At 57.4% G+C, this 13,483-nt stretch carries 6 protein-coding genes; 1 reads left to right on the forward strand and 5 read right to left on the reverse strand.

Annotated features, from left to right (window positions below; all coding sequences use genetic code 11):
* Nucleotides 1-14: 14 nt before the first annotated feature.
* The gene (locus tag AB1772_05800; protein MEW5795856.1) at nt 15-2,921 is read right to left on the reverse strand and encodes a S8 family serine peptidase; all 2,907 of its coding nucleotides are present in this window, start codon (nt 2,919-2,921) and stop codon (nt 15-17) included.
* A gap of 280 nt (nt 2,922-3,201) precedes the next feature.
* Here AB1772_05800 and AB1772_05805 point away from each other — a divergent pair, with 280 nt between their 5' ends.
* On the forward strand, nt 3,202-5,403 hold the full coding sequence (locus AB1772_05805; GenBank protein MEW5795857.1) for a glycosyltransferase family 39 protein: 2,202 nt from the start codon (nt 3,202-3,204) through the stop codon (nt 5,401-5,403).
* A 220-nt stretch (nt 5,404-5,623) separates the two neighbouring features.
* Here the strand turns inward: AB1772_05805 and AB1772_05810 are convergent, their stop codons facing one another.
* From AB1772_05810 to AB1772_05825, 4 genes are all read right to left on the reverse strand, one after another.
* On the reverse strand, nt 5,624-7,906 hold the full coding sequence (locus AB1772_05810) for a hypothetical protein (GenBank protein MEW5795858.1): 2,283 nt from the start codon (nt 7,904-7,906) through the stop codon (nt 5,624-5,626).
* Nucleotides 7,907-7,924: 18 nt separating this feature from the next.
* Nucleotides 7,925-8,935 carry a PorV/PorQ family protein gene (locus AB1772_05815; protein MEW5795859.1) on the reverse strand — a complete coding sequence of 337 codons (1,011 nt, stop codon included), beginning with the start codon at nt 8,933-8,935 and terminating at the stop codon, nt 7,925-7,927.
* Between the two features lie 38 nt (nt 8,936-8,973).
* A complete protein-coding gene (locus tag AB1772_05820; GenBank protein MEW5795860.1) occupies nt 8,974-12,324 on the reverse strand; it encodes a TonB-dependent receptor in 3,351 nt (1,116 codons plus the stop codon).
* Nucleotides 12,325-12,624: 300 nt separating this feature from the next.
* Nucleotides 12,625-13,464, reverse strand: a complete 840-nt coding sequence (locus AB1772_05825) for a hypothetical protein (GenBank protein MEW5795861.1) — start codon at nt 13,462-13,464, stop codon at nt 12,625-12,627.
* Nucleotides 13,465-13,483: the final 19 nt, after the last annotated feature.

Consider the following 13,483-nt stretch of genomic DNA (forward strand, 5'->3'; position numbering starts at 1 on the left):
TACCCGAGGGGCGCTTAGCGCAAAAGAACCATTTTGCGGCTCTGGACGTATTGCTCGGCCACAAGGCGATAGAAATAGACTCCAGACGCCACCTCGCCTCCGTGAGCCGCTCGACCGTCCCACTCAGCGCGATGGGTTCCCGCAGCCAGCCATCCGGAATGAAGCGTCCTCACCTGCTGTCCGAGGATGTTGAAAATCTCAAGTGAAACCTGGCCGGAGAGAGGAAGATCAAAGGCGATTGTCGTGTTCGGATTGAACGGGTTAGGATAGTTCTGGTGGAGCATAAACCCGCCGGGTAAACCATCACCGGGGTAGTCGACAATAGTCGGCGACAGATATATGTCGCGCGCTCGCACCGCCCGTTCGCGCAGCTCTGAGGACGACGCGGCCGCGACCAGCGCCAGCGCCACCTCGACCGAATCGCCCGGCGCCAGTCGGAACGGGCCGCTGTTCAGTATTGTCAGCAGGTCCCCTGCCCCTGAATAGTCGGTGTTAACAGGCGCGGAGATCAAACCGTAAAGCTGAGTCCGGGTAAAGCCCAGTTTGGATTGTCCGTTGGCCATAGTCGTATAGCGAAATGAATCCGAGACACCCACCAGTCCGACAAGCGGTCCCGAACCACCCGACTGAGTCAGCAGCCTGAGGGAGGCGTCGTATACCACTGTTTCGGAGCCGCCCGCCAGATCAAAATCCGACATGAAGCCGAAATACAGGTCTGTCAGAGTTGTCAGCGATGTGTTCACGAGCCGGTACCTGATGATGATAATGCCGTCCTCACCGACCGAGGCATAATCGGCCGTGTGCTGGGTGATAGCCACCGGGATCGACACTTCGGCGTAATCATCGACATACCGCGCCGAGCGATACAATGCGCCATCGGGGCCGGTCCACTCATCGGTGAGGGGCGTGGTCGGGGCAAAGTCGGACGGTGTGAATTCACCGCTTTGGTTGCGGATCGAAGACGACAACTGCAGGGCGTTCCGCCCGATAATGATGCCCGCTTCGTACAGCAGATTCTCGCTGCCGTCATAACGAAAACCCGCACGACCCAGGTTGTACACGGAGCCCGGCGCGAATCCGTATTGACCAAAGTCGGAGACCGTGAATCGCAGCGATCCGGCCTCATGAACGGCGGTCGCGCCGTGCGGAGGATAGCCTATCGGCAGGGCAAACGGCAGGTTGTCATAGATCTCACCGAATACGCCGGTGATTTGCAGCCCGAGGTGGGCGGTATCGCCGTGTATGAGCGACGGGTCAAACCTCAGCGTGAATGAGCCTGAACCTATCGACGTCGTCCCAGAAACGCCGAAGTAGAAGGTCACCGAATTGCTCAGCATGGTGACACCCGAACCGCTCGGAGCGATCACCGCTGCGTCCACGCTTTCCACCGAACCGGTCGTTCGGGTGAGGGTGAAACGAAGATCGAAAGTCTCGCCCGGCAGCCCGACCCCATCGCCGCCAATGGCATACCCGGCGAGACGGAAATGAGGGGCCACCGGATCAGTAAGATAATTGAGTATACGTGACGCGTCCGGCAGGCCGAAACCGTAGGCGTTGTCTTCACCGGCCGGTCCCAAGTCCTCGGCTGAATTGATGATGGCCCACTTGATCTCTTCCACCGTGGCATCGGGATTATACTGGCGGCAGAGCGCCACCAGCCCGGCGATAAACGGCGCGGCCATCGAGGTGCCGCTCATCAGCTTGTAACCGCCCGCTTTTGAGGCCGACCGCACGTTGACTCCCGGCGCGACAATCTCCGGCTTGACCTCGGTTAACCCGCAGCCGCCGGGACCGCGTGACGAGAAACTGGCGATGACCTTGGAGTTGTCCACCGCACCCACGGCGAATGCGTTCAGCGGCGATGAGGCGCGTGATGCCGGGTTACGTAGCGATGAACCCGCCGGGCCTTCGTTACCCGCCGAGAAGACACAGACGATCCCGGCCGCTTCGACGTTGTCAATCGCCGCAAAGAAAGTCTGATCGCAGGGGCTGAAGAGCGACGCCGGTACGCCCCAACTATTGAGGATGACGTCGGGGACATCGTCGGTAGTCGCCGGGTTGCCATCGGGATCCAGTGCCCACTGATAGGCGCTCAGAATGTCGGCGAAAGTTCCGGAGAGCGATTTCCCCTGATCGATCACTCCCGCGGTAATCCACTCGGCGCCCGGCGCGACGCCGATAGTGTCGGTGCCTTCGATACCGACCATCGTGCCCATAGTGTGCGTGCCGTGGTCAGCTTTGTCATAAGGGGTGTCATCGGGAGATATGGTCGAAAACCAGGCCGAGGAGAGCGGCGCGTGATTGCCACGCCAGTTGCCTGATAAGGCCGGATGGTCTTTTTCGACACCCGTGTCAAACGAACATACGAGCCGCCCAAGGCCGGTGATACCGCGACCCCAAAGGTACGGAATATTCATCAGGCGAACGTGCACAGAACTGGTCATTGCGGCCGACTGGGCCGACTTTATCTCGACAGGCTCAATCAAGTCAACAGGTTGATCCGGGACAATGTTCGCCACGTCCGGCATTGCGGCCAGCGTTTTGATGTCGCCTGGACTTAGAGTGACCTGATAGGCCGGGACGATCCAGAAGCGGCGGCTTTCCCCTTGCGACTTCTGACGGACAAAGTCAACGACAGCTTGTCCCTCATGTGTAACGAACGACTTGAGCCGTTCGCTGACCGATTTGATCCTCAGATCACGAGTCATCCGGGGCGAAGACAGTTTCTGTACCTGATCCGTGAGCCCTCGGTCGTCAAGAAAGACGAGAACAGTGATAGACGACGATGATGTATACTCCGGCTCGCCCAGCCAGGCCAGGTCGGGCGCTGCATCGACGCTTGCCCCTGAGCCAAAACAGAAAACGATCGTGGCGAGAGCCGTTATCCCAAAGCTGTTGATCGGCCGGCTGAAGAGTGTCATCGGGGCTCCTTTATCTTTTCCGGCCCTCCTCAGTGCAAAGGTGGTGCCGCCGGCGGCGGCGAGACAGTGCCCGCAAAGCGCTGCGCATGATGCCCGCGGTCTGCTCATATCTCGCTGTATGGCAACGCGATACAGCGCTGCGCGCCTCCCCATGTCTCACTACGTCCCCGTAACCGGATTGCAGCCCTATGCAAACCGCCGACTCTGGCGTCCGGCGCGCTTCACCCCTATGCTAACTTTTTGCGGATACAGACTCGGTGGAGAATCTATATTTGCAGTGATGGCGAATCTTCCCGGGAAAAGCTCACGAATCGGTTATTGGCTGGCCACCGTGCTTATACTAGCGGTGGCGCTTCGGCTCCTCTACCTCTTTCAGTATCACGAATCGCCGTACTGGGATCAGCTAACAGTCGATAACTGGTATCATCACCATTGGGCGCAGTCACTGGCCGACCGTAACGTTGTTGGCGACACCACGTATTTTCGCGCGCCGCTCTATGTTTACGGTCTGGGATTGCTATACGCGCTGTTCGGGACATCGCTCTGGGTGGGGCGTCTCTTCGGACTGGCGATCGGGCTTGCGTCGGTAACGATGACTTACCTACTGGGGCGGCGCCTGTTCGGCGGGACGGTTGCGCTCATCGGATCTCTACTCCACTCAGTTTTGCCGATAGCCATCTACTTCGAATCGGAGCTGCTACTCGATCCACTGTTCACGTTGCTGCTGCAAGTCGCCCTGTGGCGGTTTCTTATCTGGCTCGAAACCGAGAGTCCACGAGGCCTGTTCTTCACGGGGCTGGCCTTGGGACTGGCGTCAGTCTGCCGCCCGACGGCCCTCGCTGTTGCCGCCGCGACGATCGTTTGGGTGGTTCTGAAACAGCCGTATCATCGCCAGAGGCACCGTTCCTGGTGGCGGCTCAGGCGAACGATCGTGCTTGTGTCAGGTATAGCCGTGTGTATCGCACCGGTGTTCCTGCGAAACATCGCCGTAGCCGGTGATCCGGTGCTGGTCGCGTCGCAGGGGGGGATCAACTTGTATATCGGCAACAACGAGAGCGCCGATGGCCTTTCCGCGGTGCTGCCTGAACCTCTCGGTCATAACTGGCAAATCCGGCAGATCACACATCTGGCTGAGCAGGACCTTGGCCGCAAGTTGAAGCCGGGTGAGGTCTCGGCTTACTGGCGACAAAAAGCGGTCGACTGGATACTCGCCCATCCGAGTAGCTTCCTCTCGCTTTACGCACGCAAGCTGGTATACCTCATGGCCAATCGTGAGGTACCCAACGAACGCTCGCTTGAGGTCCACTTCGCCGCGTTTCCGCTGTTGGGCCGAAACCCGCTCGTGTTCGGCGTGATTCTTCCCCTCGCGCTGTGCGGAATCGCGCTTCGCTGGCGGCGGCAGCCCCTCGTGCGATTCGTGGCGGCGGCGATGCTTGTCTTCATGCTCGCGGTCGCGCTGTTCTTCGTCAACAGCCGCTTCCGGCTCCCATTAATGCCCCTTTACTGCATACTGGCTGCCGCCGGGCTCGTGCAAATCACAGTCTTAGCGAGAGCACGGCCGCTGGTTGCCTCAGTGCTGACAATGGGTATGGTCGGGGCGGGCTGGTTTACGTTCAATCCACCAGTAGATTATCCAGGGCACTGGACCGCACAGAGTCTGACCTCACGCGGACTGTACCTCTATTCGAACAGCGATTACGCCGGGGCGCTTGAACACTTCCGTAAGTCTGCCGCTATTGAGCCAGAATTCCCCGACGTCAATCTGAACCTTGGCGCAGCGTATTTGCGCCTGGGTATGGCCGATTCTGCCGCCCAGAGCTTCGAGCGTGAAGCCGATCTTCACCCGACGCGCCACAAGGCGTATCAGAACCTGGCGTCTCTTCGTCTGCTTTCCGGCGATACTCGTCAGGCATTGCTTATGGCCGATCGGTCGCTGAGCTTCGCTCCGTATGACCTGCTCTCCAATCTCGTCAAACTGCGGGCGCTTGGTTTCGACCCGCACATCGGTACCGCAACCGTGGTGAGCGAAGTCGGCCTGGCAGCAGTTCGCACGGACGATAATCTCGAAGTGCTTAACCAGGGCGCGGCGATACTGGTCAATCGCGGCGATATCGCAGGGGCGCTGGATCTGCTCTATCGCGCGGAAGTTGCGTCCCCGCCGCCGATCGAGACCGATGACGACGCATTCGGCCCGGGATTCAGGCATGGATATAAGGAATTCGAGCGCACGCGCGCCCAGACATTCTACCTGATAGGCTTCAGCTACGCGCTCCTGAACCGTCTGAACGACGCGATCGATTATACGATTCGGGCGATAATCGCCGACAGCCTGATGGTGGAAGCGTATCTCAATCTGCGCGCCGGTTACCTGGCTCAGGGTCGGCTGATGGAGGCGGACTCAGTGCTGCGCGAAGCCACCAAGCGATTTCCGGATCATGAGTTGGTCCGCGCGGCGGTTTCCACCGGTCACGGCACGAAGTAATGGACAAAAAAAAGAGGCTGGTTACCCGGCCTCTTTCGATTCAGTTCTAGTGCCCCAACAACTAATACCTGCTGATTCCGTGCGCGGCCCGCCGATGGCGGGTCCTCGTCTGCCCGTGCATCGAAGAAGGATGTGGAAGGGGCAGACCGGGAGGTCTGCCGCCCACGATTAAAAGAGGCCGGTTGCCCGGCCTCTTTCGATTCCAATTCAGAACGAGAAATCAGTAGGCGTTTTCGAGAAGTTCGTAGAACTTCTCCTTGTCGCCGTCAGCTTTCCAGTAGCACTCCCAGTAACGGTTGCCCAGCTCTTCGGCGAGGGCCGCCTCCTGACCCGACTTCTTGGCCACCTCAAGATCCTTCCAACTGTCGTACAGCCAGCTCAGCACGTCATTGACCATGGGCTGCATAGTGGCGCGTTTGAGCGCAAGGGGCGTGAAGTTGAAGTGGACCGTGCGGAAGAGGCCGCGATTCAGCCTGATTCCGACAGGGCGTCCCTGGAATGAGAGCTTACGGTCGAGAGCGTGCTCATTGCCGTAAAGCGACCGGTAAAGATACATCACTTCAGAATCAAAGGAACGCACAACCCAGCCTACCTGCGGTATGGACCCCAGGTTCGCCATGTAGGGTTGGAATGGGAACTGGGTCGGCGGGTTGAAGCAGTTTCGACCCTGCCAGCGATACCTAATTCGGAGAAGGCTCGTGTCGACCGCCAGTTCCGGCCATCGATCCTCGTCAAGAGACAATGTCCCGATGAAATCCTCAGTGCGCGGACAGCCGAAGTTGGTCGAATCGCGATAGAAAGGGCTGCTCCAGCCGGGAAAAGTGTACTGCAGCACACCAAAGTAGAATTGGTATTGCGAATTAGCCGGCACCTCACGGTAAGGTGATCCCGTCGGAAAGTTGCCAAAAGGCACGCGAGCGGTCACCCAGACCCTCATGCCGGTCTGCAGTGCGGTCAATACGTCTCGGTACTTCTGGCCTTGGTTGCTCCATGTTCCTGAAACTTCTGCGTCCTGGAAAACGACGATCAACTTGTACCGCAGGAGGTCAGCGAGGAATTCCCGCGGATATGAACCGCCGTAATCGCCGTGGTTATGAAAATCCTGGCCAGTAACGAAATCCAGCGTGTCGTGCCCCGTTTGCACCTTGAAGCTGTCAACAGCCTCTTGCCAAAACGCCAATGTTGAAGTCAACCGGGCGTTGTTTTCGGCGGCTGAAGCCTGGAAGTCGACAACCAGGATATCTCGCTCATGGCGCGGATTAATCACGGTAAACCCTCTCCAGGCCGGTGTCAAGTCGGGCACGAGTGCATCATCACGGCAGCGCACTACAAATAGGAACTTCGCGGCCTGGGTAGTATCGGAAGGGTAGTTCCGATACACATCGTATATGGAGTCCCGTGTCTCCGTGGTCCAGACATTGCCGAACTCATCGTGTGAACTATCCGCCACTCTGTACAAAGGGCTGCTTATGAAGTCATTGTCATATACACGCAGCAGCGTGTCCATGTTGCCGTAGATGTTGTTCCCCTTGAGCGTATCAATAAGGATAGTATCGCAGGTTTCCACCTCCTGGCCGTTTTCATACGTAGTGTCACACACGATCAGAGCCGTTCCCAAGACGATTGTGTCAATCGAGTCAATCTGACCAGGGTTGTCCGGATTCCAGAAAGTGTCATAGTACGTCTGAGGCGGAAGGCCGAAGCGAAACACACGGGCATCTGTGGTTATAAACACCTTAGCCAGGAATGAATCCAGCAGGCCAGTGTACTCAGCGTTGCTGTACGGCCCGAAAAGCTTCCATTCGAATTCGAACGGCGGCGGATCGGTGGGGTAATCGAGTACGTCAGTTCCCTGCCACCGAATGCGAATACCGGTGGCCTCGCCGGTCGGCAGGACTGAGTTGATAAACGGGACGCCATCAATGAAGCCGACTATTCGCGTAGCCGGCGGGTTGTCGTTGCGCAGGAAGCGCCTGTAGACCACATCGGACCCGAGGCCTTCCTCGTCGAAAGCCTGCACGAAGACAAACTGGGGAACATAAACCAGAACCGGATTGTCCATCTGGGCCGACATGGGAATGATGTTGCTGGTGTGTGGATCGGTGTAGTCCGCCCTCACCAGGAGCTTGGTCCAGAGCGAGTCATGCATGTTCATGAGATACCGACTCATGAATTGCTGGATTTCACCCGGCGTCAGCTCCTGCCCCGGCTCAGTGGGATCCCAATCGGACGGTTTGCCGAGCGAATCACCCATGACATCTTCGCGAACGACCATATATCGATAGAAGTCGATCTGACCGTCGCGGTCCTGTCCGTACCAGTTGACGATCGGGTTCACCGATGAGCGGGCGTTCTCCGGCGGGACGTTTACGAACCAGACAATCGGCTTTTCGTTGGCATAGACGCTGCCTTCCATCTTCTTGGCACAACTGCCAAGCCAGAATAAAAGCGCCGCCAGACCGGCCAGGATGGAGAATACTATGCTTGCTTTAACCTGTTTCATGTTACCGCCTTCAGCCCGTCAAAAAGCAAATCCGATGGTGAACCGATGAACTTCAGTGAGAATGCCGAAATCCTGGTAGGCGTAGTCAACGCTTATCTGGCCCTCTTCACCGTACGGCAGACGCATTCCGGCGCCGGCCGTCAAACCATCGGTATCGTAATTAAACCGCCCCCCCACGCGCAGGGCGAATCTTTCCATAAAGACATATTCCGCGCCGGCATTGTACTTCTCAAGGTTGTCCGACGGGTGCGATCCTTCGGCCACCACCGTGAGTACATGATTGGCGCCATCGAGCACGTTGATCGATCCCCCGAACTTGAAGTTGATCGGCAGCGGGGCGGCTTTCTCGATAAACTTCAAGTCGGGGCCGAAATTCGAGATCGCCATCGCCAGTTTGAAGTCACGATAGCCGGTGTTGTAGCTGGTACCGACATCCGCCGACCAACTGCTCGCCGAATAGTCGTGCACGAATTCGCCGATATAGCGGACGGTGAAGCCTATCGAGAAGCGATCGGTGAGATAACGGCCGTAGCCCACCGAGACGGCCAGGTCGTTCCAGGCGAACTTGCGCCCAGTGCCGTAGATGCCTTCGTCGGGGTAGTCCACACCGCGGGCGTAGGTACGCTCGATCATCGACCCGGATGTCAGAGCGTAGACACCGACTCCGAGCACGCCTCCGACCGATTCGAGCGGGAAGCCGATGGCGGCAAAGCCGTATTCGACGCCCGCCGGCATATCGATGTAGGTGGCCATGATCTCAGTGCCGAGAAGCGATGTCAAACCGGCCGGGTTGTAGTACACGGCCGAAACGTCGTTGGAAATCGCCGTAAAAGCGTCGGCCATCCCCATCGAGCGTGCCGATACTCCCAGCTCGAGGAACTGCGCCCCGGTGGTGCCGACTTTAGCCTGCGCAGCAGCCTGACCCGGCGCCAGAATGACAGTTGTCACCGCCAGGAGAAGTGACAGGACCGTTGCAATTCCCGGTCCGGAGCGATGCTGTCGGATCAACCGACTTGGATGTGTATGCATGTCTGCCTCGTATATCTTCATCAACTGACTTCCCCGTCTTAGATGCTCACCTCAAGCCCGAAGCGAATCTGACGGCCGTAGTCCCAGTTGTACGGGTTGTTGTCATAGTCGGTACCACCCAGGATGACTCCGTTCTGATTCTGCCGCGTGTCGGGGCGACCGGTGGAGCTTGGATCGTCAGCCATCGAAACTACGTTGCGACGGTTGAACAGATTCTCGACCCACAGGATGAACTGCCAGTCAAGACCGACCAGGCTGTACTCTTTAGTGAACCGGATATCGAACACCGCGGTCATGGGGAACCGAAGCGAGTTGCGCTCGGGATCGGTGGTAGACCCGGCCAGACCGGGATACCTGTTTGACGGCGTGAACGGAGCCCCGCTCTGGATGATGCTCTCGATCGAAAGGCTCCAGCCATTCGGAATCGGAACACCAAACATGCGCGGTTTGACCGTCTGCGGCATTACAATACCGATGCCGGCTTTGAATGTGTGGCGGTAATCGTTGTCCAGAGGCGCCTCAGTCAGAGGCTCGCGCGACTCCAGATCACGCTCAAACTGCTCCGCCGACTTGGAGTCTTTACCGAACGCGAACGCATACGCGTAGCTGACCTGCCCGTTGACATACCCGCTGCCACGGCGCTCAAGAGTAATCTCAAACCCGCGGCTGCGACCGTAGTCCTTGTTCAGGTACTGCTGGCGAGTCAATTCGCCCTCAAAGACGTTTCCGGAATTGATCTTGTCGAATTCGTCTTTAAAGTACCCTTCGACATCAACCGTGTAGTTCTCGTTCATGGCATACTTGATACCGAACGAATACTGAATGGTCTTCTGATAGTTTAGATTCGGGTTGCCGAGAACGTCGTTCTGGTCGGCGCTCGTGGTATTACGACGATACATGGCGTAGTACGACGGCAACTGGAAGAAGTGGCCGTAGTTGAAATACACCTTGGCCTTGTCCGAAATCGGGTACGAGAAGCCGATACGCGGAGCAAAGCGATGGCGATCGCCGAGAATCAGACCGCCGCGGTCGTCCCCCTTAAGCACACGAGCGAGGTCCTCGGTGTCCTGGAGGAAGAAGTCCCAGCGCAGACCGAGCGATGCCACCATCGAACCATACTCGATCTTATCACGGATATAGATCGCGCCCGAGACCGGCTCGTACTTGTAGAAATCGCGGAAGAGACCTCGGGTAGGATAAGCGTTGAGGGTATCAGCTCGGCCGTTATAAGATAGGTACGGTCTTTCAATCTCGCCGAAATACAGGTTTTCTCTTTGGAAGAAGAACCCGGCCTTGACCTCGTGACGGTTCATCTGCCGCACCAGCTTGACCTCACCCCGGTACCGCCTAACAGTGCGTTCGTTCCACAACGCGCTCTCGTCGTGCGTCCCCGGTTCAAGGAAGGTACTGGCGCCGCCACGGTCATATTTGCCGTTGCCGTTCACGTCGGTAAATGGCTCCCCTGGATCATAGACGTTATTTGGTGGGTCGTACAGGCCGTCGCCGTCACGATCGAGAAACGGCACACCCGGCGTCCACGTCGAACCCGGCCCGTCGTAGATACCGTTGTGGTTTAGGTCCTGGTTGGATGGTCCAATCCCGATGAAGAACACGTCGATGCCGGCATCATAGACGCCGTTTGCGTTCAGATTAACAAACGGCTCCCCCACCACCGAGTCACCGTCGACAAACGGCTCCTGACGGGGTGTCTGGACCGTGGGGATACGATCGGCATCCAGGATGCCGTTGCCGTTGCGGTCGTTCAGATAATCACCCTGATCCCAAACGCCATTGCCGTTCAAATCGACATACGGCTCCCCTTCGAGCGAATCGATCATCCCGTTGTCATTGAAACGGAAGTTGCTGATTATGGGCACACCGCCCTGCTGGTTGGTGTGGTAATTATATTCTCCGAAAGTGTACGCCGGTCCGTTGAATTCATTACCATAGTTGGCGGTGTCGCCGTAAAGGTTTATCAGCGGCTCGGGGGCGTCGTAGACTCCGTTACCGTTTCTGTCAGTAAAGGTCTCCCATTCGGATTCGAGGTAGGATTTGTCCGGATCGCGGGTCTTCCCAGGATTGTTCGGATCCCCCGGTTTCTCATTGTAGTCGTAATCGTAGACCGAGAGGATAACCTCATAGTTCATGTTGCGGGAAACCGTATGAGTGGTCTCCAGGGAAATGCTGGACTCGTCGATCCCGACAACCGGCGCCGTCAGGTTGGAATAGCGATACGCCCAGTTATCACGATTGAACAACGTTACTTTGGTGTACCACTTCTTGTAGGAGAGTACAAACTTCAGGTTCTGGCGCGGGCGAAACCGGAAATTGGATTCCAGGTGATATCGGTTAGCCAGGCGCTCCGGGACATCGAAACCGAGAATGCCGAACGACGGCCATTCGCGCGTGGTGGTCGGGGTGTTGAAATCCTGCATCTGATAGATGCCGTCGTGCTTGTCCACATCGGCATAGAGGAAGTACGTGAACTCCTGATCCTTCAGAAAGTTCAGCCCGATCGCCGGGAGCAACCGGTTGCTGATCAGCGGATCCGGCCCCGACAGGGTAAAGCGCATATAATCGTTATTGCGCGAGTATTTATTTAGATCCTGATTGCCGAAATCGTCAGTCAAGTAATACAGGTTTGCACGGGTGTTGGTCTTGTCGCCGGTGAATGAACGGATGTTGACAATGCCGGAGAGGGCGTTGCCATACTCCGGATCGAAACCGTCCTTGATGATCTGGATTTCCTGAATTGACCCTGACACGAGCGACAGATTCGCACCCACCTGGCCGCGTCCGCTTCCGAGCGGATCGCCGATCGGCACGCCGTCCACGATGTACGCCACCTCGCCCGCACGGCCGCCGCGCACAAACACTTCGCCTTCGGCGGTCGTCTGAACTCCCGCTACCTGCGACAGGAGGTGATCGACCGACTGCACCGGCCTCTGTTTGATCGTCTCGGCGCTGATGGTAACGCGGCTGTCGACTACGAATTTGTCCAGGATGTCCTGTGTGCCCACCACGGTGATGGTCTCGTCCAGATCGGTAATCTTTGGGGTCATTTTCTGGTTGGCCTCGAAAGTCTCGTCTATCTTTACGATCACATCAGACACTTCGACCGTAACAAATTCCAGGTGGGAAATACGCAGAGTATAGTTGCCGGGATCGACCCGGAGGATCTGGAAATACCCTTCCAGGTCGGTCATAGCGCCCTGAGTGGTACCCACAACCAGCACGGATGCGCCGATTACCGGCTCACCGGTGTCTTTGTGGGTCACACGCCCCTTAATCTGCCCGGTGGTCGCAGCAAAAGAATGTATGGGCAGTAGGAGCAGGCCTACCGCCGCCAACAACACACATGCAAGCAGCCTTTTGCCAATCCCAGCCATTATTCCTTCCTCCTAACGCGGCTATCACTCAAGTTGCAGGGTGCTCAGAGTGCCTGCGGGCAATACCCGGTGCCACCGCAACCTGGAATTGTAACTTTCTATCCTGCGATTCGTAACCAGTTGTATAAAGAGGGAGGCGGTGTGCTGAAACGATCCGTGAAGTCATGCCAACCTCTACATCCACATGCGGTTACGCCAAAGCATTGGGCCAACCATCGTATCATTGAAAAATAGTTGCGCCCGAACGGCCAAGTCAAGCGATTTCTTGAACTAATCCCGCGTGATACGCCTTTGTCCGTCTCACACCAATAGACTGTCCTTCCCAGTGTGGTGTTCAATGAGATCACGCCGCATCAGAGGGGCCTCCCTGATGGACCGCCACCGGTCCGTTAGCCCGACAAAAGCCTCCAAATCGTTTGCAGCACACATTTGTCCTTCAGCTGCCACCCCGAGGACGGCTGCCACCTCTCGTGCGAACTGTTCCGCCTTCCGCTCAACGTCTGATCTATCATGCGATTGCGGCAACCCTCCAAACGCTTTGGACATCGTGGGCAAGGCCGGGTGAAAAGCCACCCCGCGCAGTTTGATCGAACCGTGCTGAAGCACGGCTGACCCGATCTGGCGTTGTGCCGAGGCAAGTATCTTCTTCCCTTTGGCGAGCAGTTCATACCTCGCCGCCGAGACAAAACAGGGATGTTCAGCGTCCCACACTCGACTTACCGGGGCCAGGCCGGTGCGGCGCACGATCTGCGCCGAAACACCGATCTTCTCGAGAAACGAGCGCAAGCCCTCCGCGAGCCTCAGGTACACTGTGTTTACCGAGCGTGATTGACTCGGCAACGCTACTTCGTCGAGATTCAGCGCTACACAATAAGTGAGTTCGGACTCGTCGTGATAGACTGCCCTCCCTCCGGTGATCCGTCGAATAAGGGGCGTACCTCCGAGTGCCTCGATCCTCACTGCGCGCTCCAGCGATTGATTCACGCCGATTGTAATCGCGCCCGGCTGCCAGGTATACAGCCGAAGCAGTATCTGATCGGGCTGCCGGTTGACATGCTCAAGCATGCACTCGTCGAAGGCCATGTTGAAAAACGGATCGGCCGCGTGATGACAGAACCAGAAAGCAGTAGGCATATGCATAAAAAAAAACGCCCCGCAG

The organism is Candidatus Zixiibacteriota bacterium, assembly GCA_040752815.1.
In the GTDB taxonomy this organism is placed as follows: Bacteria; Zixibacteria; MSB-5A5; order GN15; family FEB-12; genus JAGGTI01.

Excerpts from the sequence above, each read along its gene's own strand:
- AB1772_05800 (MEW5795856.1), bottom strand. The coding sequence starts at position 2,921 with ATGACACTCTTCAGCCGGCCGATCAACAGCTTTGGGATAACGGCTCTC.
- AB1772_05805 (MEW5795857.1), top strand. The coding sequence starts at position 3,202 with ATGGCGAATCTTCCCGGGAAAAGCTCACGAATCGGTTATTGGCTGGCC.
- AB1772_05810 (MEW5795858.1), bottom strand. The coding sequence starts at position 7,906 with ATGAAACAGGTTAAAGCAAGCATAGTATTCTCCATCCTGGCCGGTCTG.
- AB1772_05815 (MEW5795859.1), bottom strand. The coding sequence starts at position 8,935 with ATGCATACACATCCAAGTCGGTTGATCCGACAGCATCGCTCCGGACCG.
- AB1772_05820 (MEW5795860.1), bottom strand. The coding sequence starts at position 12,324 with ATGGCTGGGATTGGCAAAAGGCTGCTTGCATGTGTGTTGTTGGCGGCG.
- AB1772_05825 (MEW5795861.1), bottom strand. The coding sequence starts at position 13,464 with ATGCATATGCCTACTGCTTTCTGGTTCTGTCATCACGCGGCCGATCCG.